Below are 21,185 nucleotides of genomic sequence, written 5' to 3' on the forward strand. Positions count from 1 at the left end.
GGGTAAAGGAAGGTCAAGTACCAAAGCGTTAATACATGTTTTACTTTTATAATAAAAAATCAGATGAAAACAGTTGAAATCGTTGGTTACAAGCGTGAGGCTTTAGGAAAAAAAAGTGCTAAAGACTTAAGAAAAGAAGGTCTTGCTCCATGTGTAGTATATGGTGGCGAAGAGCCAATTCACTTTGCAGTACCAATGTACTTGTTCAAAGATATCATTTATACTCCTGCTGTTTGTTTCGTTAAGATCAACATCGAAGGTGTAGAAAAAACTGCTATCTTACAAGATTACCAACTTCACCCAATCTCTGAAGTATTGCTTCACGCAGACTTCTTAGAATTGAAAGAAGATACTCCTATCAAAATGGACGTTCCTTTATCTTTCACTGGTAAATCTCCTGGTATCCAACAAGGTGGTAAACTAGTTGCTAAAATCAGAAAGATTAAAGTAAAAGCACTTCCTGCTAACATGCCAGAAAGCGTTGAAGTATCTATTGAAGGTATGGAACTTGGTAAGTCAGTACGTGTTGGTGCTATCAAGCCTGATAACTATGAGATCCTTTATAACGACTCAGTTACAGTTGCATCAGTTGCTATTCCTAGAGCTTTACGTTCTGCTATGGACGCAGCAGCAGAGTAATCAGCAGCTTAATTATAAAGAAAAGAGGTACGGTAGAAATACAGTACCTCTTTTTTTGTCTCATTTTTTTATTGTATAATGTGAATGAATAAATAGTCATTATACTCATGCTTACCAACTCAACACTTCCTAAATCATTTTTCTTACCATTAGAGCAAGGGAAAATAGAATGCCTCCAATTTGGTAATGGTACTAAATTATTGATTTGTATTCATGGCTTTGGAGATAGTGTTAATCTATTTAGACATATTGCTCCAGCTTGGGAAAAAGAATATACTATTGTTGCTTTTTCTCTTCCTTTCCATGGAAAAACAGAATGGACTCCCTCCTATTATTCTTCTAGAAATATTAAAAGTATTATTGAGGCAATTCTTTTAGAATATAAGCAAGAACGTTTTTCTATTTTAGGATACAGTATGGGTGGGAAAATTACAATGTATTGTGTACAAAAGTACTTTAGTGATAAAATTGATAGATTAATTTTATGTGCTTCAGATGGTTTGAAAACACATATTTTGTATGATGTATCAAAATTGCCAAGATGGTATTTAGAGTCTATGATGCTATTAATGCGTTTTCCGAAAGCGATGTTTAAGCTAGTTGGTTGGATTTATAAAAGAGGTTGGCTTTCTAAATTTTTGTATGATTTCTTTATGAATCATTTTGAGACAAAAGAACAACGAAGAAGATTTTTTGGGACAGCAACCTCGTCACGATATATGCAGCCTGATTTAAAAGAAGTAGCCTCTAAGATTAATCAGAGAAAAATTCCTGTAGATATGTATTTTGGAGAAAGGGATGAAGTTATTCTACTTGATGGAGCTATTAAGTTTTCAAAGCAATTAGATAATGTGCGTTTCTTTACTTTACCTAAAGGACATCTATTGATAGATGAGGATTTATGTGATATAATGATGGAAGATAATCAATAGTTTACTTTCGGAAACGGTAGGTTAATTTCATAATAAACACATCTTCAGAAGGAGAGTTTGCGATGTTGTTTACAATTTCTGAAAAAGAAAACTCTCTAAAAGGCTCTATAATATCTCCTCTACCTTGAGACCAAACAGCAAAAAAGGTACAACCAGGTATATATTCCCATCTTAGAACAAGGTTCGAATTAAAATCTATCACGTCAAAGTCTGGCTTGCCAAAAGAGTAATTACCATCTTGATTAATCACAGTGTATTGTTCTGATGTATCATCGTAAGTGATTTCATCTGAAGAAAACTGATGAAACCTGTCTGAATAATTACTAGCTTTTGGAGTTTCTACTCTTTTAAAATCATGATAATCACCTCTAGATGCAAATGGTTGAGCATAATATTGAAGAGATAAATTAGGTCTTATAATAAGATTACCACGTATTGTTAAACCAAATGTATGTTGCTCTAATCTTGAAAGAATATAATTGTTACCAGCATTATTTTGTTCTGTAGTTACATATTGGATATTATCTCTATTGTATGATATAAAAGGAGATAATTGAAGTTCTACGGCATTTATTGGTCTATAATTTACGCCAACCCAAGCATCAGCATTAAAACCTGCATTATTATTAGTAAAGGCAAACTCATTACCAAAATTGAAAGAGAGTTTTTTCCTGTCATCACTTTCTATATTGTACCATATTTCTTCTTTACTTGGTTTTAAAAAGGCAGGTCCTCCTCGTAGCATAAAATTATCTAAACGTTTTATCTGAACAGCACCTCCTGTGGCAAACTCCCAGAAGTTATTAAATTCTAGAATTAAACGTCCGTGAATCCCGAAGTAGGTATTATTTCCTCCATAATCGAAATACATATACTCTCTAAGGTCGGCATTTATATTTCTAAATACGCCTACGGGTTGGAGTGTTTGAAAACCAACTCTTGCCCATTGATCAATTAAATCTGAATGATTTAAAAAGCCAATATCATTAATTTCAAAATTGGGAGATCTCCAAGTGGTACCAATTTCGTATTGCCAAGGACTTCCACCTCCTCTACCAAATTTTAAATATCCTCCAGTTCCTGTCATTTGTGTGGCCGTAGTATCAACAGAAACATAATTGGCATCTGGTCTTTGAAAGAAGTGACGACCAGATTCTTGTGTTGATGTGATTGATTCTGTACTTCCCTCAATATGGCTAATCATAAGGTTTCCTTGTAGATAGTATGACCTGTCATTCCATTGATGTAAAAAATCTATACCTCCTGAATAAGCATTTTTATGTAAAAAATTAAGATTATCAGAAGTGATATTTCTATTTGTAGCTGTAAATGCGGCCCCAATTACAGAATTACCTTCGTTTATATCTTGAGTAGCTCTTACTGCTAAATAACTAGTAAAAGGTTCTACTATTTGATTTGATTTTACACCCTTTGTATCAATTTCTGCTTTTGTCTCTGCTGTGAAATTTTGCATTACACCAAAAGCAAACCCCTTTTTATTTTTGCCTGTTAGTTTGTAGGCACCTATAATGGGAACAACTTTTGGCTGATCTAGATATTGACCATCTTCTACATCAGGTTGATAACTAGGCTTTTTTCCAATTCGTCTAGTATAGATAAGATTATCTCTAGAAAAGCTACCACCTGCATTCGATTTTGTTCCATCAAAAGACAGTGTATTTCTACCTTCAATAAAGAACGGTCGTCTTTCTCTAAGGTATATTTCGAAAGTAGATAAATTTAGTTGTGATGGGTCTGCTTCTACCTGTCCAAAATCTGGATTAACAGTAAAATCAAAAGTAATATCACTGGTAATACCAATTTTACCATCTACACCAACATTAGCACTATATTCTGAACCTGTTTTATAAGGGTTTCCATCTTCTTTTGGAGCTCTATCATTTCTTCCTAAAACATAAGGGGCTATTTCTAATTGTTTCTGAGGTTTAATACCTTGTAAACCATGAAGTTCTCCAAATAGAAAAACCCAACCTGGAGAATCTTTAGGAATATATTGCCAATAAGAACGTTCTTCTTTTCTAAATAATCTTCTGGTAACCTGTAATCCCCAAGTCATATTATCTGATTTCGCAAAGCGAAGTTGAGAAAGAGGAATACGAATTTCTGCATTCCAACCGTCTTCATCAATAGAAGTTTTGGCCCACCAAATTGGGTCCCAGTTTGAATCCCAATTTCTACCATTATTGCTTATTGCCTCATCTCCTATTACTCCAGATACACTTACTGTAAAAGAAAAGGCATTGGTTTTATCGTGATAGGAATCTATGTTAACTTCTACAAAATCCCCTTCAAAACCATCTCTTCTTGACATTCTTTTTACAATACTATCAGGAGAAGAATCAAAAGCCTTAATTGCAAAATAAATGTACTTAGTATCGTATAGTACTTTAAAAGCTGTTTTTTGAGAAGGAGCGGCTCCATCTATAGGAGATCTTTGTGTAAAATCATCAGCCCATTCCACTTCATTCCAAGCAGAATCGTCGAATTTTCCATCTATGGTGATAGATTTATCACCTAAACTATTAGTGGTATAGTTACGATGAGATTTATTTTGTGCATATAGACGAGAGCCTATAGCACAAGATAGTAATGTAATGAAGAGTAGTAGAAGTTTCAATGAAGTAAATTGAATATGGTAGTATAAGTAAAGTGTATATCTAGATAGTAAAGCTAAGCATTGCTAGGTGATAATAAAACTAATTAGAAGAAAAGATATGCTAAGAAAATTGCTGCGATAACTCCTGCAAAATCAGCAAATAAACCACAAGTAATTGCATATCTAGTTTTTCTGACGTTGACAGAGCCAAAGTATACTGCAATAATATAAAAAGTAGTATCAGTAGCGCCTTGCATCATAGAAGATAGCTTTCCAGCAAAAGAGTCAACACCTTCTGAATTCATAATATCAAGCATAATACCTCTAGCACCACTACCACTTAATGGCTTCATAAAAGCTACAGGAAGAGCGTCTACAAATTCTGCATTTATACCAAAACCAGTAGTAATCATCCATTTTAAACCGTCCATAATATAATCTAGAGCTCCAGACGATCTAAACATACCAATAGCAACTAATATAGCCACTAAATAAGGGATAATAGTAACGGCGGTTTTAAAACCTTCTTTTGCTCCTTCAATAAAAGCATCATAGGCATTTACCTTTTTATAGGCAGCTAAACCTACAAATGAAGTGATAATAAAAAGTAAAATAAAGTTACCAGCAATTGAAGATACAGTATTTGCTTGCTCGCTTGATAAATTATAAAATAATGTAATAGTACCTGCTATTAGAGCAACTAAACCACCTATATAGGCTAGAATTACTTTATCGAATAAATTTATTTTTTGATAGATGGAAACAATCAAAAGGCCAGCTAAAGAAGAAATACTTGTTGCTAATAATATTGGAATAAAAACATCTGTTGGTGTGGCAGCTCCTAATTGAGATCTATACATCATTACCGTAATAGGAATAAGCGTTAAACCTGATGTGTTCAATACTAAGAACATAATCATAGGGTTAGATGCTGTATCTTTTTTAGGGTTAATTTCTTGGAGTTCTTTCATTGCTTTTAACCCTAAAGGAGTTGCAGCGTTATCTAATCCAAGCATATTTGCAGAAAAATTCATCATCATAGATGAAATTGCAGGGTGATCTTTTGGCACATCAGGAAAAATTCTAGAGAAAAAAGGACCTACAAGTTTTGCCATTACATTAACAGCTCCACCTTTTTCTCCAACTCCCATTAGTCCCATCCATAAGGCAAGAGTTCCAGTTAAACCAATTGATATATCAAAAGCTGTTTTAGACATACTGAAAGTACTTTCTATGATAGCCGCAAAAGTAGAAGCATCACCTAGAAACACCCATTTGCAGAGTGCGACAACAAAAGCTCCAAGTATAAAGAATATCCAAATGTAATTTAATGCCATGAAATAGGTCTATGAAGTGTATGTTTTAAACAAATATAGCTAGGATGAACGAAGTAAAGTATTGAAATAAAAAAAAGTCTCTTTATTTACATGAAATAAAGAGACTTTTATTAGCGTTCAAGAATTCTTTTAAGAGATTTCTTGCTGTCTTGCTAAAGTGGTACCTATTAAAATTCCTGTTATAGGAAGAACTACACCAATTAAGGCATAATATCTTAGTGCCATACTCGAAATTTCAATAGTCTCAGTATCGACAGTTAAGCCAATATACGGAGATACGTAATAAATAAATGCGGCTCCAAAACCAACAGCACCAAAAGCAAAACCTAAGACAAGAGATAATTTAACCATTTTAGCCAATGAATTAATTATTCTTTCCAAAAGTGGAAGTTTTGAACTGTGTTGGAATAACGAAAGTAGAGAAGGAATTAATATTCCTACTACTGCAATTAATGTTAGTGTTCTCATAACTCTATTCTTTTTATTAAGCTGATAGTAAAAATGCGGGTTGTTCTAAAAATTGTAGACGATAATTAAAAGTAGTTGAATAACCCGATAAAAAATTTATTAAATCTAGATTGTAGTATTTATTTCTTAATTTAATCAAAAAACTAATTAATTGTTTAAATTTTTATTAAAAAAATAAGAATAGTACAATATTTGAATTTAACATCTTAGATAAATTCAATTTAAGTGTAATTGTAACGTTAATGTTTAAATAATACTCGATATATTCAAGTTAAATATGCTAAGAAAACTATTGTATATATTACTAACTTTTTGTGTTCCATACATTACTCTTGCCCAATCAAAACAGGAACAAAAAGGTATTAAACAAATCTTTGATGGAGATGTTAAAGGTTCTATTGAAACTTTTAGAGCGTCATTAGAAGAGAACCCTAATTCAGCTTTATCTCAATTTGCTTTAGCTCATCAATTATTTGAAAAAGTAGACCAACAACGTAAAAGTGAAATGGTTATAATTCGATTTAAGAATATGGAGCCCTACTTTGAAGATTTACGCGAAGCATATAAATGGTCGCTTTTAGCCTCTAAAAGTTATGAGAAACTGTCGGAGGATGAAAAGAAAGTAATCCGTCAATCCTTGTCTGTTGCAAGTGATGAAGTAACAGGTTTTTTAAGTGCAAGAATACAGCAGCAAGCCTTTACATATTTAAACCAAGCTCCTTACAGAAGACCTACAAATCAGTTATATCGTACAGAAGTTTATAATAGAATAATGGAAGGAGATACATTAATGGCTCTGCGTGAAATCTTTATTAAACAATGTGGGGAGTATTTAATTGATTATCCAAAATCACCTTACAATACAAAAGTAAACGAAATCAGGAAAGGTGTTTTAAAAGAATATCTAAATAATACTACATTAAGACAGTACGGAAATAGATCAGGCCATATGTATGAAAGGTTCTGTAAAGAAATTATTGACCTCTATTCATCTGAAGAACTGAAAAATATTGTTCCTTTATTTTATGGAAAAGAATATGGCTTTACTGGTCATAATATGCACAAATCTGAAGGTTATAAACGTTTAAAGAAGTTTTCTGAAACTGAAAATTTGAGTATTATCGAAGCGTTATGTCAATTAAATATACATGATAGAGGTTGCGGTGATGCTGATGTAGCCTATTATGATAGATTTATTAAAAGTATGGCACCAATGGATATTGCTTTTATTGCTGTACAAAAGGTAACCAATCGTGCTTTTCTAGATTTTGATTTAGATGAGGTAACAAGAATCTATAAATCATATGCTCCATTATTTCCAGATAAAGAAAAAAGTTTTAATCACATTTTAGATGCATTAGCAGAAGCAGAAGCTGCTAGATCATTAGTTAATATTGGACCTAGTATAAACTCTATTACCAGAGATTATCAGCCTGTTATATCATTAGATGAACAATACCTTTATTTTGCAAGGAAAACAGCTAAATCTGGAGAAGATGTATATCTCTCTAAAAAGAACCCTTATGGAGAATGGGGGCAAGCAGAAGAGGTTGTAGAAGTAAATACGGAATCTCATGAAGTACCTGTAGGTATTAGTGGCGATGGGCAGACGTTGTTCTTATATGGGAATTATAGCAAGATAAGACGATTCTCTTATGTTCGAGCAACAGAAACAAGATTAGGTAAAGGAGATTTTTACTATGCAAAAAAAATGAAGGATGGTAATTGGTCGGCTGTAAATGTTTTTACTTATCCCATTAATACTCCTTATTATGAAGCAGGTTTAAGTATGAGTCTAGATGGAGATGTAGCGTTTTTCACTTCCGATAGACCTGGAGCTGTAGGTGAGTATAATCCAAATTACCCAGAAGATGGTTTATACTTTCACGGATCAGGTGAGTTTAATACAGATTTATATGTTTGTGAGAAAAATGAAAATGGAACTTGGAAGGAACCTATCAATTTAGGCGATGTTATTAATACACCTTTTGCAGAAAAAAATCCATACTTACATCCAGATAAAGAAACATTATACTTTTGTTCAGATGGACATGCAGGCTTTGGAGGCTACGATATTTTTATGTCAAAGAGGCTTAATCCAGATTCATGGACCGAATGGAGTGAGCCTGTAAATTTGGGAGTATCTATAAATGGTGTTGAAGACGATGCTTTTTATTTAACATCAATGGGTAAGAAAGCACTCGTAGTATCTTCTGAAGGTAATAAAAATTATGGACGTGATGATATTTATGAAATTGATATTCCAAGTAAATATAGACCTCTTCCGCTAACTTTTGCACATGGTAAAGTAATAGACCCAAGTGGTGAAGGTTTATCAAAAGTGAGAATTAGAATTAAAACTGTTGACGGAAAAGATATTGAAACTAAGACTACATCAGAAACAGGAGACTTCCAAGTTGCCTTACCCCCTGACGAAGATTACATTGTTTATGTAGACGATGAAGATTTTATTGGTAGTAGTATAAAAATTGATGATGAGTCAGACCCAGATCATAATATTCAGTTAATGCCAATGGAAACGGTTAGCTTAACAGACGATGCTGAGGATGCTAGTTTTATAATGACAAGTTTAAATTTTGATTCTAGTTCATCTGAAATTAGAAAAGAATCGGAATTTGATTTAAATAGATTAGCCGCTGCACTTTTAAGAAACGATTTATGGATTCTTATTATTGAAGGGCATACTGATAATATTGATACAAAAGAGTACAATATTCAATTATCAAAAGATAGAGCAGCTGCAGTAAAAAATTATTTGATTTCTAAGGGTGTAGATCAAACGAGGTTGGACGCCTATGGATTTGGTGAAGAGAGACCTTTAGATTCAAATAAAACACATCATGGCCGCCAGGAGAATAGAAGAGTTGTATTTACTATTTTAAAATAAAAAAAAGACACTCAAGGTGTCTTCTTAATAGGTGTAAATAGTAGCAAATTTCATAGTAAAAAGTAGCTATGAGTAAATAGCGTAAATAGGTTGAACAAACAACATGTAAGTATTTATTAATTAAATACTTACGACAGTATATAAAGTAAATAAGTAGTAATAAAAATTTCTTTTGTTTATGTTGATAACACTGTAAATTTAAACTTATTTAGTTAAAAAAAGCAAATAAAAACTTAATTTTTAATAACATTTATTTACATTTAAATATCAAAGTGTTGTTTATCAGTAAGTTATTTGTTTAATTTTTTAATTGTTAGAAATGCTACTTCATAAAATTTGATCTATTTCTTCATTAATTTATTGATTTAAGTGAAGTAAGTATAATTTTTGAAGTGGAAGCATTTAGTTATATATTAGTATAGAGTTTCAAAACTATATTACTATACTACTAATTAGAGTAACTTGAGTATTAGTTAGCTCAAAACATTGAATTTTAACCATGCAGACTATTATATATTCTCTTTCATTATTCATTCTATTTTCACTAAATATTTTCGATACCAATGTGTTGGTAGATGAAGATGATAGACCAACATTTACAATTATAAAGCAAGGAGTACCCAAAGCATGTCCTTTAGGTGGTTTACACTTAATAGAAGGTATTGTAAGATCTGCCAATTCAAGTGAATATGTAGATATTTATATCTATCTGCAGAATTATGATGGTACCTGGTCTAAACAAATGTTTAAGAGAAAAGGAGGAGGAGTTGTAAAATTAGATGTCTCGTCATGTAATTTTACCGGAAACTATTATGCAATGGCAGATTATTCTTACAATAATGGAAAGAAAATGCCAAGTATAGTTCAAGTTCAAGAGAAGCACGATAGCTTGGGGAAAAATCCAAAATTTAGAGTTACAGAAAAATTCCCATTTAAAGAGTGTGAAGGAGATGTTACAGGAACTTACTTTAAACAAGCAGAAGTTTTTACGCCTAAAGGAGAAAAGGTTGAGGTAACGATGTATTTACAAAAATCAGATGGATCTTGGCGTAAAAAACACTTTAGAAAAGTAGGTTCAGGTTTTGTGCCTTTAGAAATTAAAGGGTGTGATTTAAATGGGATTTATAAATCTAGAATCGTATTTGCAAATTAAACTAACCTAGTTTGAAACTATTTATACGGTTTTTGAGTATTTAATTAAAGATTTATTTTCCTAGAAGAATAGAATCTTTGGTTATTACTATTGACATATTCAAAAATTCATGTATTTTCGCGAGAAATCAAATAGTCTCTAAAAAATAAACTATTCAATAATCCAGAATAGCTGCAACGATTAGAGTGTGATTTTTATAAAATATAGATAAATAAAAAAATATAAATATGTACTGGACATTAGAACTAGCATCTTATTTAGAAGATGCACCTTGGCCTGCAACAAAAGATGAACTAATTGATTACTCAGATCGTACAGGAGCTCCTGTAGAAGTAATCGAAAATCTTCAAGAATTAGAAGATGATGGTGAACCTTACGAAAGTATCGAAGAGATATGGCCTGATTATCCTACAAAGGATGATTTCTTCTTTAACGAAGACGAATATTAATTCTAAAAGTAGCCAAATAAAAAAGTGCATTATTCTGAACTGAATAATGCACTTTTTTATTATATGTAGAAATATAAATTAATGTAATAACTGAATAGTTAAGCCAATAAAGTTGCACCTATTTTTAAATCTTCAGGAGTTGTGATTTTAATGTTTTCATTGTTTCCTTCAAATAAATGCATTTTAAAACCAGCAAATTCTGCAACACTAGCATCATCTGTAAAAGAAGAATTATACGCATTTTCAAAGGCAGGGAAAAGTACATCAGACCTAAAAGTTTGAGGAGTTTGTACTAATACAAATTCATCTCTATTCATTGCTTTATTTCCCATTGGAGTAACTTCTCTGATGGATTCTTTAACAGCAACTGTAGGAATAGCTGAACCATGCTCTAATGCTTCTTTAAAACTACGTTGAATAACACTTGTAGCAACTAATGGACGTACACCATCATGTATAGCTATAAGGCATTCTTGGTTTGGAATGTATTGAATTGCATTATCAACAGATTGGAAACGAGTATCTCCTCCTGTAATTACCTGATGTGGTGTTGAAAAATTATATTCTTTAATCAATGCTTTCCAAGTTCCTATTTGATCTTTTGGTAAGGCTAAAATGATATGATTATCACTTTCAGCATTAAAGAATTTATTAATCGTATGCATTAAGATAGGAAGACCGTTAACTATCAAAAATTGTTTAGGTGTAGAACTCTGCATTCTGGTTCCTTTGCCACCTGCTACGATAATACTATATTTTTTCATTTTCTTTTTTCTTTGATTGATAGTACAAAAAAAGTTGTATTTCCTTTTGAATAAAAAGAAATCAATAAAGAATACATAACCTTAACGATGTGTTATAATTATTCTATCTACCAATTTTTGTATATTAATAGAGATAATTGATCTCAATTCAAGAAAGTTTTAAGTAAAACTATTTATATAAAATTGATTTAAAAATACTGTTCTTTAAAATAGATCAAGTATTTAAATATACTTTATTCTTTACTTTTATCTAGTAGTAAAGAATATTTTTAACCTAGGCTATGACCTCTATTATCTAACGTATGAACCCAAGAACATTTAAAGTATATTTTGTAGAAGATAATCCTACAGAAATGATGTTAATGAAGTTAGCTTTACAACAAGTGCAAAATGTTGAAGCTAAGTTTTTTAAAGATGGAGAGTCTTTAATACAACAGTTTAAAGAAGATCCTTCAGATATTGTAGTAACAGATTTAATCTTACCTGATATCCATGGTAAGGAAATAATAAAAATTTTAAAAGAACAGAATGATCAGGCTAAAATAATTGTAATGTCGGCACAAGAAGATGTACAAATGATTGCTGATTTACAGGATATAGGTATTTTTAATTATATAGTTAAAAGTGATGCTTGTTTAAAGTACCTACAAAAGACACTTCAAGTTGCCTGCTTTTTAATTGAAAAAGAATACAATTAGTCTCTCCAATCAAGTGAGTTCATCATGTGTAACATGTCTTCTTTTACAAATTCTATAACAGGAGCTAAAGAATCGTTTTGAGATGATGTAGGGAAATATAAAGCTGCTCTAAAAAAATGTTTGGTAGAATCTGTTACAAAAAATTGAAATTGACTAGGTACATCTCCCTCAATCTCATACATTACTGCAGAATACCCATTTTTAGTTCTAGCTGTATATTCATCTATTGCAGTTGCTTTTACATTATGTTTAAATGTGAGCGTATTAGATGTATTAATATAACCTACTAGAGAATCGTAGTTAGGTAAGTTTTTATAAGAGATGTCTACTATAGCATCAAATTCAGGATAACGAACTTCAATCCAATACGGTTCAGACATAAATGATTTGTCTGGGATAATTTCAGCATTCTGAGCAACTCCAAAAATATAAGGGTAATCCTCAAATTCTTTTGATTTAAATTGGTCTGTATCGTACAAGTGCTGAGGGAACTCTATTCTATGGAAACCTCTAGGCTTAGGTAGGTAAGCTTCTTCTTCTTGATTACCACATCCAGTAAATGAAAAAATAATACAACTTAGTGTTGTAAGATAAAAAAGTGTTTTCATCAATATTTATTTTTAATTAATCCTGATCTTGCTTTTCAAATTCTTCTCTGAGCTTTTTGATATGCTCTTCGTCTTTAAATTTTACATGAACAGTTTTAATTCTTTTCTTATCAACAGCTTTTATAGTAAACTGAATATCTTCATAATCAATAACTTTTCCGGAAGATGGCATTTCTTGAAGTAACTCTAAAATTAACCCTCCTAAAGAATCGCTTTCACCTTTTACTTTATCAAAATAATCAGCAGGAAGTAAACCAATTCGCTCAAAATCAATTAATGATGTTTTTCCATCTAAGTTAAAACTAGCGTCTTTACTCCAATAATCTTGAACTAAGTCACCATCAAACTCGTCATTAATTTCTCCAACTATTTCTTCTATAATATCTTCTAAAGTTACTAACCCTGTAGTACCTCCATATTCATCAACAATAATAGCCATATGAACTCTTTTTTCTTGAAAATCTCTTAAGAGTTCATCAATTTTTTTAGATTCTGGAACGTAGTAGATATCTTTTCTAATAATTCTTTGCCATTCAAAATGTTCCTTTTTATCAAGGTATGGCAACAGATCTTTAATGTATAAAAGTCCCACTAAAGAGTCGATAGTATCTATATAAACGGGTAATCTAGAATAGGTAGATTTATTAATATGATCCATGAGTTCATGGAAGTCAATAGTTTTATCTAAGGCATTCATATCCGTTCTAGAAACCATAATTTGTTTTACAGTTTTAGAACCAAAACGAACAATACCTTTAAGCATTTCTTTTGCTTTGTCATCAGATTGGTCTGTAGCTAAAGATACTGCCTGGTCTATTTCGTTAACTGATACTTCTAGGTTGTAGTTTTTATTAGCAAGTGCTTTCTCCATTGTGTTCCCCATACTTGTTAGTAATAAGGCAAATGGCTTAAATATCTTTATGCTAACAGTCCAAAAAGTGATCATTTTTTTTGCAAAAACTAAACTATTTTTTGTAGCATAAATTTTAGGTACAATTTCTCCAATAAATACAACTAGGGCAGTAACAACGAAAGTTAGAGTAACAAAAATTTCGAAACTATCTCGAGCTAAACCTAGCTGATCCGCAATTTGCCAAGCAATAAATGTAGAAATCATTACTATAGCAACATTTACAAAGTTATTGCAAATAAGTATTGTTGCGAGTAAAATTTGAGGGGTCTGTAGTAGTTTAAATACTTTTTTTCCTGTAGGGTCATCCCCTTCTCTACATTCTTTAATTTGATCTGCAGTTAAAGAGAAAAAAGCAACTTCAGAGCCAGAAATAAGGCCTGATACGATAAGTAATAATACCACTATAAATGATGCTCCTAAAGGAATATCACTAAGTGCAAACATTAATAGTGGTACTATAGGGTGTGATAAATCACCTTCCATGGGTTCTTTTTAAATTCTAAAATAAGTTAGAACGGTAGATCATCTTTACCTTCTGCAGCACTTAAATCCGGTGTTGCTTGTGGTGTAGCAGCAGGAGTTGGCGTTGAAGTAGGTTGAGCAGCAGGAGCATTTGCAGCAGTTGGAGGAACGTAACCACCGTTGTTAGATTGCCCATCTTGACGAGAATCTAACATTTGCATATCTCTAGCAACAATATCTGTAATGTAACGAGTTACACCATCTTTTTCGTAAGTTCTATACTGAAGTTTACCTTCTATATACACCTTACTTCCTTTTCTTAAATATTTTTCAGCAATAGTAGCTAGACCTCTCCACATAACAATGTTATGCCATTCTGTTTGAGTTTGTCTATTTCCATCTCTATCAGTGTAAGAGTCAGAAGTTGCAATAGAAAATGTTGCAACACTAGCACCTCCTTCAAGGTGTCTAACTTCAGGATCTTGTCCTAAGTTTCCTACTAAGATGACTTTATTTACTCCAGCCATTTTTTATTTTTAATGTTCTGTTAATTAATAAAATGTGAATCATTAAGTCAATGATAATCATAGAAGATTTTCTTCTGTGATTACAAAATACTTAATAAATAGATGTTGTCAAATAATTCTCGACAATGATCGGCTTTCCAATCGATTTTATTTCTTCAATAGTATACCATTTATAATCAAATAGATTTTTAGGTAATGCTATTTTGGAGCGCAATTTTACGTGAAAAAAGTCAATATATAACCGTTGATGTGATAACAAATGCTTAAAGGTTTCACTCTTTTTAAAAATTGCACCTTCCTCTAAAATAAGTCCTGTTTCTTGTTCTATATTTTGAATAGAAAAAGTTTGTTCTTCTTTTGAAGCGACTAATGGAAAGTCATTTAAGCCAGTCCAAATATCGCCACTAGAACGTTTTTTTAAGATGAACTGATTATCAACTTCTATGACAATATAATGAAAATACCTGTTGGTAACTTTTACTTTTTTTAGCTTTACAGGTAAAACACCAATTTGATCTGTTTTTCTTGCTAAACACTCCTGTACAAAGGGACAAGTTTCACAATCTGGCTTCTTTGGAGAGCATTGAATTGCTCCAAATTCCATTATTGCCTGATTAAAGGTATCGGGCTCTTTTTCTGAAATTAAATCATTTGCAACCTCAGAAAATACTTTTTGCCCTTTTCCTGAAGCTATATCATCATGTATATCAAATATTCTAGATAAAACTCGATAGACATTACCATCAACAGTAGCTACTTTTTCACCAAATGCAAAAGAAGCAATAGCTGCGGCTGTATATTTACCTACTCCTTTTAGAGAAAGTAAATTAGTATAATTATCTGGAAATTTACCACCCCAATTATTTAAAACTTCATTTGCAGCAATGTGCATGTTTCTAGCTCTTGAATAATATCCTAAGCCTTGCCATAAATGTAAGATTTTATCAATATCAGCAGTAGCAAAATCTTGTACTGTAGGAAAGTTTTCAACAAACTTCTCGTAATAAGGAAGCCCTTGTTGTACTCTAGTTTGTTGGAGAATAATTTCTGATAGCCAAATCTTATAGGGGTCTTTTGTATGCCTCCAAGGTAGGTCTCTCTTATTCTGATGATACCAATGTATAAGTTGCTCTGCAAATTCCATAATTACTTAACTGCGTGTTTTTCACGGTTCATCTTTTGTAACATTTTAGTAAATGCAATTTTGAGCACATATTTAAGAGGTAAAATAATAAGTATTGAAACCAATAACCATGCGGCTCCACCTTGTAACATTAAAATACCAATTTCTTTTAAACCACTTAGTAGCCCCTGATCTATACTTGCTTGCAATTGATCCATAGTAATGCCTTCTGCATTATTTCCAAACCACGATGCTCCTAATTTTATATAAGGAACAATTACTATAATTTGTAAAGGATAAACTACATAATTGGCAACCTGAATAGCTAATTGATTGAGTTTAAAAACAAATGCTGCAAGAATACATAACCATGTGCAAAAGCCTAATAAAGGCGATGAACCAATTAATAATCCTATAGCAAAACTCCAAGCTAATTTATTTGGAGTAAGCCCCTCTCTTAGAAGGTTACGAATAGGAACAATAACACGGTGAGTAAATGTATGTTTTACCGAAAGTCTAATTTTATTTAAAAGCGCCATGAAAGGACCTGATTTACAAAGTTTGAAAAAGCACTTGGCTCAATGGCTATTGCATATACAATACCAAAAATAGCACCGTATAAATGTGCAGAATGATTGATATTACTATCTAAGTTTTTTGTTTGGTATTGGGTATATATTAGATAAATAGCTCCCCAAATAAAACCAGGAAAACAAAGTATTCCATACAAGCAAATATCGTTAACGGGAGAGTATATAATACTAGCAAAAATGATAGAAGAAACACCTCCTGATGCTCCTAAAGAACGGTAATTGATATTATTGCGTTGCTTTAAATATGTTGGAATATCAGCTACAATTGCACCTATAATAAATAAACTAAAATAGGCAACAGAAGCTAAAATTGGATCTTTTAAGAGGTATAAAAACCACATTTCAATATTTCTACCAAAGAAATAGAGTGTAAACATATTAAATAAAAGATGCATCCAGCTACCATGTACAAAAGCAGAAGTAATAAAACGATACCACTCATTTTTCTTCTGAACCATATAAGGCTGCATCATCAATTTATCTAGAATATTAGGGTTTTGCCACGCGTAGTAGCTAATTCCTACATTAATTGCTATTAGTATGATTGTGAGGTTCATATGTCGTTTTTTATAAATTTCTACACAAATGTTTTGCAAGATACTGCATTCTAACTGCTCTTACAGTACAAATTTCGCAATATCTATCACTTATTTAAATTTGATAACCCTTTGAGGTGTAATTTAAGTGGTAGAATTCAATAAGTTATATTATCTTTGTGCCGCTTAAGGGGAACGAGTTTCCTCAATTGTTTAACTGTGTCATAAAGGATGCGTTCCTTTCCAACACACAAATTGCATTTAAAATGGCAGTAAAAATCCGTTTGGCACGTCGTGGCCGTAAGAGAAGACCTATTTACAACGTAGTAGTAGCAGATTCAAGATCACCTCGTGATGGTCGTTTCATTGAGAAATTAGGTACTTATAACCCTAACACTCACCCTGCAACTATCGACATCGATGCTGAAACTGCTGCAAAGTGGTTATTAGATGGTGCTCAACCAACTGATACAGCTCGTATGGTTCTTTCTAAAGCTGGTGCTATGTACAAGAAACACTTACAAGTAGGTGTTCGTAAAGGTGCTAAAACTCAAGAAGAAGCAGACAAATTATTTGATGCTTGGATGTCAGAAAGATCTTCTGCATACGCTGCTGAATTAGACGCTAAAGCTGCTGCTGCTGAAGCTGCTGTTAAAGCTGAATTAGAAGCTGGTATCGCTGCTCGTAAAGAAGCTGCTGAAGCTGAGAAAAAAGCTGAGGCTGAAGCACTTGCTGCTGCCGCTGCTGCTCAAGCTGCAAAAGAAGCTGAGGCTGCTGAAGCAGAAGCAACATCTGAAGAAGGTGAAGCTGAAGCTCCTGCTGAAGAAGCAAAAGAAGATTCTGCTGAGTAATTCCAGCAAAAATCTGAAGTCGAAGGTGAATACCGTTGTATTTACCCCGTAAACTAGGTTTATTGTAAGCCCCAAATCGAAAATATATAGTCCTACCCCTCCCAAGGGTAGGACTTTTTTTATGGCTACTTTTATAAAGCTGCCTCCAAATGAAAATAGTGTATATTAATTAACATTAACAATTAGTGATTGTCATAACAAAGTACATGATTGTTTTATATTTGATGATAAACGTATCTTTATATTAAAGAATCATAATTTATTATCTACTGATTAACATTATCACGTATAACTCTCATAACACACCAAACATTAGACAATCAGAAATATGGAAAGGCATATAGTAGGTGTCGTACTAGCTTCAATTTTTATCACAATGACTCTCGCTTTTGAAAAATATGGAGAAGATAGCTTTGTTTTTCACGTAGAAAGCAAAGAACATTTAGAAGAAGTTTTGTCGACTACAGATTCACTAGAAACAAATGAAAAAATAAAATTTCATAAAGCAGAAGTTATTGTCTGCGGAGATGCATTGAGTAGTATTATGGATGATGTAGATACAATGAAAAGGATTGCATCTATTGATCCAGATAGAATTCAATTATCAATTTGTCAATCATCTATTGATAAGCATAATATTAATATAGAAGAGTTTCCTCAACAGGTAAATATAATATCTAATGGCCTTGTAAGGTTTTTAGAGTTACAAGAATCTGGTTATAAAGGTATAGATATGCAATAAAAAATAACTGGAAAGTTATAACACTTAATTACTAGATGTATCTAGAAAATGAAAATATATTTGATCAAATAAGCCAATTGTATTTAAAATGCAATTGGCTTATTTTTTATTGCTAATAAGTAATTGAAGCTTGTATATTTGATATCTTGAATGCTAAAAGTAAAACTAACTATGAATAAAAAACTAAGTCAATTTCTCATAATTGCTTTTCTAATATTTAACTTCTCTTCTTTTGCACAGGAAAAGAAAAAATTTGATTATATCAAAAATAGAGAAAGCCTGATTCAGGACTCATTTGCAGGATCTAAAAATATTGATGTTGAAAACTGGTTGTTTGAATTTAGTTGTATTGATACTCTTTTAACAAAAGGGATATTGGGGAATAATATTGAAAAAAAATACGCTCTTCAATTAGATAGTATATACTTATATAATGAAAATGATAGAGATCATTTAGAGGGGAAATACATTGCAGAATGTAAAGATATCTCTGGTAAAAATTATAAAACAGAAGAAGAACTAAAGAAAAGGGTTGATCAATTTGTGAATGCATTTAAAGGTTTACCTCTCAATTTAATAGGTATTGGATATGTAGGTTATAATATAAACGAAAAACCTAAGTCATTTTTACAAAACAACGATAACTTAATAAAAGCAATTATTAAAAATAGTAACAACGAATCAATTCCTTTTGTATCTATAGGAATAATTGGAACAGAATATTCTACAATTTCAGATCAAGAGGGTAACTTTAGACTAAAAGTACCAACCTTAAAAGAAGAAAACACTTTAGTAACATTTCGTCATTTAGGATATAAAGAACAGCAAATCTTACTTTCTGATTTAATACACCTCAAAAAAATTACACTTCAGGCAAATGAAGAATTATTAGAGGAAGTAATTGTAAAGGATGATTTGGGAAATATAAAAAGAAAGATAATAGGAGATAAAGGTAAAACACATACTTTTGGTGGTATCCAAGCTACTAAAAATGAAGGAATAGAAATAGCTAAACGATTTGATACAAAAAAACAAAAAATTTACCTTAATAGTATAGGAGTATACATTAGTAATATTTATCAAAATGATTTTACTTTATTAGTGAATATCTATGAAGAAAAAGCTGAAACAGCCTTGCCAGGAAAATCTTTATTAAAACAACAGGTAATAGTAAGTTCAAATCTTCAAAAAGGTTGGTTGAAGATAAATATGAATGAATATAATATTATGATTAATAAACCTTTTTATATTTCTTTCCAATGGACAACAGATGATGTACTTACACCTTCAATAGGAATATCAGGTAAACAAGGTTTATTCCGTAAATCTTCTTTTAATGAATGGATAGATAGTGAAAAGTTTAAATGGATGATACAAGCTGAGGTAACTTATATTAAAAACAACTTATAAAAACTTACTATCCTGAAGAAGGAGTAAATAATTCACTAAATGTTATTTTGAATGATGGAATCTAGTTCATTTAGTTTTGCATGAGCATTAATAAATCGTCTATTTTTATCAATAATAATATACCTACTAATCGTTTTTATTCTATAGTCATTAAAAAAAGAATTTAATGACGATCTAGGGATATTGTAATGATGGTTACCCTCTTCTACATATTTTGATTTTTTCCATTTCTCAAAATCATTATCAATTGAAACTTTAAGAAAGGAAATATTTTTATTTGAATATTTTTGCTCAAGTTCATTGATACCCTCAAAGGCTTTTAAGCAAGGAGGACACCAAGTAGCCCAAACGTCTAAAATGAGTATTTGCTCTTTATAAGTAAATAAAGAAACAGAATCACCTTTGGAATTAAAGGCTATAATATCTTTTGCTTGTCCACCCTTTTTAAGCTTGACATAATCTTGATAATCATTTTTGAACTCTTCTATATAAGGGGAAATAGGGAATTTTTGCTGATAGTTTAAAATAGTTTGATCAATTAAAGTAATATCACTTGTGGATTGTAATAAAACTTTGATGGCTATTGCTTGGATTACTTCAAGTATATTTGAAGGTATATTTATATTATCAATGGTATTTTCAAAAGGGTTTGTTTTTAATTCTCTTTCCCTAAAGTCTAAAAATGTATACATTAACCCAGTTGATAATGATTGATAAGGTCCACTACCTGTTTCTAAGTATTGATTTTGATTAAAGATTTCTTTTAATACTGTCTCTTCCTCTTGGTTAGTAAAGTTATTTTCTTTGTTGATATAATCTCGAACTAAAATAGCATTGAACTTAGAGAGTAATTGATAGGTTTTAACTTCAAGGTCAAATAGCTCTTTTTCATCATTATTGAGTTCATGTACTGAAATATTTTTAATAAGTTGATCGATACTATCTCGATACTGATAATATTGATTGATAGGTAAATTTGTTTCAAAATAGTAGTCACTCTTATCGATCTGTCTTAATTCATAAAGAGCTGTATTAAATCTTTTGTAATCACCTTTAAAATTTATTCCTGTATTATCATGCTCTATTTCAATTTGTGAATAAGGAGAACTGTAAACAGAGAGAAATTGATCATCAATTTCAATAGTGATATATTGAGGCTCTTTGATATCAATAAGAGAAGATATAGTATCCGAATTGATAACTTTCTCCTTAAGAGATTTTACATTTACATTTTGAGCATTAGTTTTGATTTTGATAGTAGTTTTCTGTTGAGTTTGACAGCTCAATAATGTACTTAAGAAAGTAAAAAAAATAGTGATTGATTTCCTCATTAATAAAATGATTAAATAGTGTCTATAGTCTAATATTCTTTTTTATAGACAAGCTTTTTAATTATTCCGTTGTAAGGTAAAAAACTCCCTTACAGCGGTAACTGTAAGGGAGTTTTTATTTTTT

20 protein-coding genes are annotated in these 21,185 nt (G+C 31.4%); 9 read left to right on the plus strand and 11 right to left on the minus strand.

Annotation, left to right across the window (positions count from 1 at the left end; all coding sequences use genetic code 11):
- Positions 1 to 63: 63 nt before the first annotated feature.
- Positions 64 to 639 (plus strand): 50S ribosomal protein L25/general stress protein Ctc, encoded by a 576-nt coding sequence (locus KM029_RS12970; protein WP_144073671.1) that lies wholly within the window; start codon positions 64 to 66, stop codon positions 637 to 639.
- A gap of 107 nt (positions 640 to 746) precedes the next feature.
- A complete protein-coding gene (locus KM029_RS12975; RefSeq protein ID WP_144073672.1) occupies positions 747 to 1,571 on the plus strand; it encodes an alpha/beta fold hydrolase in 825 nt (274 codons plus the stop codon).
- Position 1,572: 1 nt separating this feature from the next.
- Here the strand turns inward: KM029_RS12975 and KM029_RS12980 are convergent, their stop codons facing one another.
- The 3 genes from KM029_RS12980 to KM029_RS12990 all read right to left on the minus strand — a co-directional run bounded on the left by KM029_RS12980 (position 1,573) and on the right by KM029_RS12990 (position 5,993).
- The gene (locus tag KM029_RS12980) at positions 1,573 to 4,209 is read right to left on the minus strand and encodes a DUF5916 domain-containing protein (RefSeq protein WP_221465158.1); all 2,637 of its coding nucleotides are present in this window, start codon (positions 4,207 to 4,209) and stop codon (positions 1,573 to 1,575) included.
- An 83-nt stretch (positions 4,210 to 4,292) separates the two neighbouring features.
- Positions 4,293 to 5,525: a nucleoside recognition domain-containing protein gene (locus KM029_RS12985; RefSeq protein WP_144073673.1), complete on the minus strand. Its 1,233-nt coding sequence runs from the start codon at positions 5,523 to 5,525 to the stop codon at positions 4,293 to 4,295.
- A gap of 129 nt (positions 5,526 to 5,654) precedes the next feature.
- Positions 5,655 to 5,993: a hypothetical protein gene (locus KM029_RS12990; RefSeq protein ID WP_144073674.1), complete on the minus strand. Its 339-nt coding sequence runs from the start codon at positions 5,991 to 5,993 to the stop codon at positions 5,655 to 5,657.
- A gap of 277 nt (positions 5,994 to 6,270) precedes the next feature.
- On the opposite strand from KM029_RS12990, the gene KM029_RS12995 reads away from it, so the two are divergent.
- The 3 genes from KM029_RS12995 (at position 6,271) to KM029_RS13005 (ending at position 10,503) form a co-directional block, all read left to right on the plus strand.
- Positions 6,271 to 8,901 carry an OmpA family protein gene (locus KM029_RS12995; protein ID WP_144073675.1) on the plus strand — a complete coding sequence of 877 codons (2,631 nt, stop codon included), beginning with the start codon at positions 6,271 to 6,273 and terminating at the stop codon, positions 8,899 to 8,901.
- A gap of 499 nt (positions 8,902 to 9,400) precedes the next feature.
- Entirely contained in the window at positions 9,401 to 10,054 is a 654-nt protein-coding gene (locus tag KM029_RS13000; protein WP_144073676.1) for a hypothetical protein, read from the plus strand.
- A 227-nt stretch (positions 10,055 to 10,281) separates the two neighbouring features.
- On the plus strand, positions 10,282 to 10,503 hold the full coding sequence (locus KM029_RS13005) for a DUF2795 domain-containing protein (RefSeq protein WP_044211605.1): 222 nt from the start codon (positions 10,282 to 10,284) through the stop codon (positions 10,501 to 10,503).
- A 98-nt stretch (positions 10,504 to 10,601) separates the two neighbouring features.
- Here the strand turns inward: KM029_RS13005 and KM029_RS13010 are convergent, their stop codons facing one another.
- On the minus strand, positions 10,602 to 11,267 hold the full coding sequence (locus tag KM029_RS13010; RefSeq protein WP_144073677.1) for a 2-C-methyl-D-erythritol 4-phosphate cytidylyltransferase: 666 nt from the start codon (positions 11,265 to 11,267) through the stop codon (positions 10,602 to 10,604).
- Between the two features lie 302 nt (positions 11,268 to 11,569).
- Here KM029_RS13010 and KM029_RS13015 point away from each other — a divergent pair, with 302 nt between their 5' ends.
- A complete protein-coding gene (locus KM029_RS13015; RefSeq protein WP_144073678.1) occupies positions 11,570 to 11,965 on the plus strand; it encodes a response regulator in 396 nt (131 codons plus the stop codon).
- Here the strand turns inward: KM029_RS13015 and gldD are convergent.
- The 6 genes from gldD to KM029_RS13045 all read right to left on the minus strand — a co-directional run bounded on the left by gldD (position 11,962) and on the right by KM029_RS13045 (position 16,748).
- Positions 11,962 to 12,573 carry a gliding motility lipoprotein GldD gene (gene gldD / locus KM029_RS13020; protein WP_144073679.1) on the minus strand — a complete coding sequence of 204 codons (612 nt, stop codon included), beginning with the start codon at positions 12,571 to 12,573 and terminating at the stop codon, positions 11,962 to 11,964. The two genes, KM029_RS13015 and gldD, sit on opposite strands and share 4 nt — an antisense overlap.
- 16 nt (positions 12,574 to 12,589) lie before the next feature.
- Positions 12,590 to 13,969, minus strand: a complete 1,380-nt coding sequence (gldE, locus tag KM029_RS13025; RefSeq protein WP_144073680.1) for a gliding motility-associated protein GldE — start codon at positions 13,967 to 13,969, stop codon at positions 12,590 to 12,592.
- A gap of 26 nt (positions 13,970 to 13,995) precedes the next feature.
- On the minus strand, positions 13,996 to 14,475 hold the full coding sequence (locus tag KM029_RS13030; protein ID WP_144073681.1) for a single-stranded DNA-binding protein: 480 nt from the start codon (positions 14,473 to 14,475) through the stop codon (positions 13,996 to 13,998).
- A 91-nt stretch (positions 14,476 to 14,566) separates the two neighbouring features.
- The gene (gene mutY, locus KM029_RS13035) at positions 14,567 to 15,619 is read right to left on the minus strand and encodes an A/G-specific adenine glycosylase (protein ID WP_144073682.1); all 1,053 of its coding nucleotides are present in this window, start codon (positions 15,617 to 15,619) and stop codon (positions 14,567 to 14,569) included.
- A gap of 2 nt (positions 15,620 to 15,621) precedes the next feature.
- Positions 15,622 to 16,137: a DUF2062 domain-containing protein gene (locus tag KM029_RS13040; protein WP_144073683.1), complete on the minus strand. Its 516-nt coding sequence runs from the start codon at positions 16,135 to 16,137 to the stop codon at positions 15,622 to 15,624.
- The gene (locus KM029_RS13045) at positions 16,125 to 16,748 is read right to left on the minus strand and encodes a rhomboid family intramembrane serine protease (protein ID WP_144073684.1); all 624 of its coding nucleotides are present in this window, start codon (positions 16,746 to 16,748) and stop codon (positions 16,125 to 16,127) included. Before KM029_RS13045 ends, KM029_RS13040 begins: the two co-directional genes overlap by 13 nt.
- Positions 16,749 to 16,993: 245 nt before the next feature.
- On the opposite strand from KM029_RS13045, the gene KM029_RS13050 reads away from it, so the two are divergent.
- From KM029_RS13050 to KM029_RS13060, 3 genes are all read left to right on the plus strand, one after another.
- Positions 16,994 to 17,578 (plus strand): 30S ribosomal protein S16, encoded by a 585-nt coding sequence (locus tag KM029_RS13050; RefSeq protein WP_144073685.1) that lies wholly within the window; start codon positions 16,994 to 16,996, stop codon positions 17,576 to 17,578.
- Between the two features lie 328 nt (positions 17,579 to 17,906).
- Positions 17,907 to 18,320 carry a DsrE family protein gene (locus KM029_RS13055; protein ID WP_144073686.1) on the plus strand — a complete coding sequence of 138 codons (414 nt, stop codon included), beginning with the start codon at positions 17,907 to 17,909 and terminating at the stop codon, positions 18,318 to 18,320.
- Between the two features lie 171 nt (positions 18,321 to 18,491).
- Complete coding sequence (locus KM029_RS13060) at positions 18,492 to 19,730, plus strand: carboxypeptidase-like regulatory domain-containing protein (protein WP_158631050.1); 1,239 nt, start codon at positions 18,492 to 18,494, stop codon at positions 19,728 to 19,730.
- A gap of 35 nt (positions 19,731 to 19,765) precedes the next feature.
- Here the strand turns inward: KM029_RS13060 and KM029_RS13065 are convergent, their stop codons facing one another.
- Positions 19,766 to 21,061: a TlpA family protein disulfide reductase gene (locus tag KM029_RS13065; RefSeq protein WP_144073688.1), complete on the minus strand. Its 1,296-nt coding sequence runs from the start codon at positions 21,059 to 21,061 to the stop codon at positions 19,766 to 19,768.
- Positions 21,062 to 21,185 lie beyond the last annotated feature (124 nt).

The organism is Flammeovirga kamogawensis, from assembly GCF_018736065.1.
In the GTDB taxonomy this organism is placed as follows: domain Bacteria; phylum Bacteroidota; class Bacteroidia; order Cytophagales; family Flammeovirgaceae; genus Flammeovirga; species Flammeovirga kamogawensis.

Bases quoted from the DNA above. Each gene is read 5' to 3' on its own strand.
- KM029_RS13010 (WP_144073677.1), bottom strand. From the start codon at position 11,267: ATGAAAAAATATAGTATTATCGTAGCAGGTGGCAAAGGAACCAGAATG.
- KM029_RS13030 (WP_144073681.1), bottom strand. From the start codon at position 14,475: ATGGCTGGAGTAAATAAAGTCATCTTAGTAGGAAACTTAGGACAAGAT.
- gldD (WP_144073679.1), bottom strand. From the start codon at position 12,573: ATGAAAACACTTTTTTATCTTACAACACTAAGTTGTATTATTTTTTCA.
- KM029_RS13050 (WP_144073685.1), top strand. From the start codon at position 16,994: ATGGCAGTAAAAATCCGTTTGGCACGTCGTGGCCGTAAGAGAAGACCT.
- KM029_RS12995 (WP_144073675.1), top strand. From the start codon at position 6,271: ATGCTAAGAAAACTATTGTATATATTACTAACTTTTTGTGTTCCATAC.
- KM029_RS12970 (WP_144073671.1), top strand. From the start codon at position 64: ATGAAAACAGTTGAAATCGTTGGTTACAAGCGTGAGGCTTTAGGAAAA.
- KM029_RS13040 (WP_144073683.1), bottom strand. From the start codon at position 16,137: ATGGCGCTTTTAAATAAAATTAGACTTTCGGTAAAACATACATTTACT.
- KM029_RS13060 (WP_158631050.1), top strand. From the start codon at position 18,492: ATGAATAAAAAACTAAGTCAATTTCTCATAATTGCTTTTCTAATATTT.
- KM029_RS12985 (WP_144073673.1), bottom strand. From the start codon at position 5,525: ATGGCATTAAATTACATTTGGATATTCTTTATACTTGGAGCTTTTGTT.
- KM029_RS13065 (WP_144073688.1), bottom strand. From the start codon at position 21,061: ATGAGGAAATCAATCACTATTTTTTTTACTTTCTTAAGTACATTATTG.
- KM029_RS13005 (WP_044211605.1), top strand. From the start codon at position 10,282: ATGTACTGGACATTAGAACTAGCATCTTATTTAGAAGATGCACCTTGG.
- mutY (WP_144073682.1), bottom strand. From the start codon at position 15,619: ATGGAATTTGCAGAGCAACTTATACATTGGTATCATCAGAATAAGAGA.
- gldE (WP_144073680.1), bottom strand. From the start codon at position 13,969: ATGGAAGGTGATTTATCACACCCTATAGTACCACTATTAATGTTTGCA.
- KM029_RS12975 (WP_144073672.1), top strand. From the start codon at position 747: ATGCTTACCAACTCAACACTTCCTAAATCATTTTTCTTACCATTAGAG.
- KM029_RS13045 (WP_144073684.1), bottom strand. From the start codon at position 16,748: ATGAACCTCACAATCATACTAATAGCAATTAATGTAGGAATTAGCTAC.
- KM029_RS13055 (WP_144073686.1), top strand. From the start codon at position 17,907: ATGGAAAGGCATATAGTAGGTGTCGTACTAGCTTCAATTTTTATCACA.
- KM029_RS13015 (WP_144073678.1), top strand. From the start codon at position 11,570: ATGAACCCAAGAACATTTAAAGTATATTTTGTAGAAGATAATCCTACA.
- KM029_RS13000 (WP_144073676.1), top strand. From the start codon at position 9,401: ATGCAGACTATTATATATTCTCTTTCATTATTCATTCTATTTTCACTA.
- KM029_RS12990 (WP_144073674.1), bottom strand. From the start codon at position 5,993: ATGAGAACACTAACATTAATTGCAGTAGTAGGAATATTAATTCCTTCT.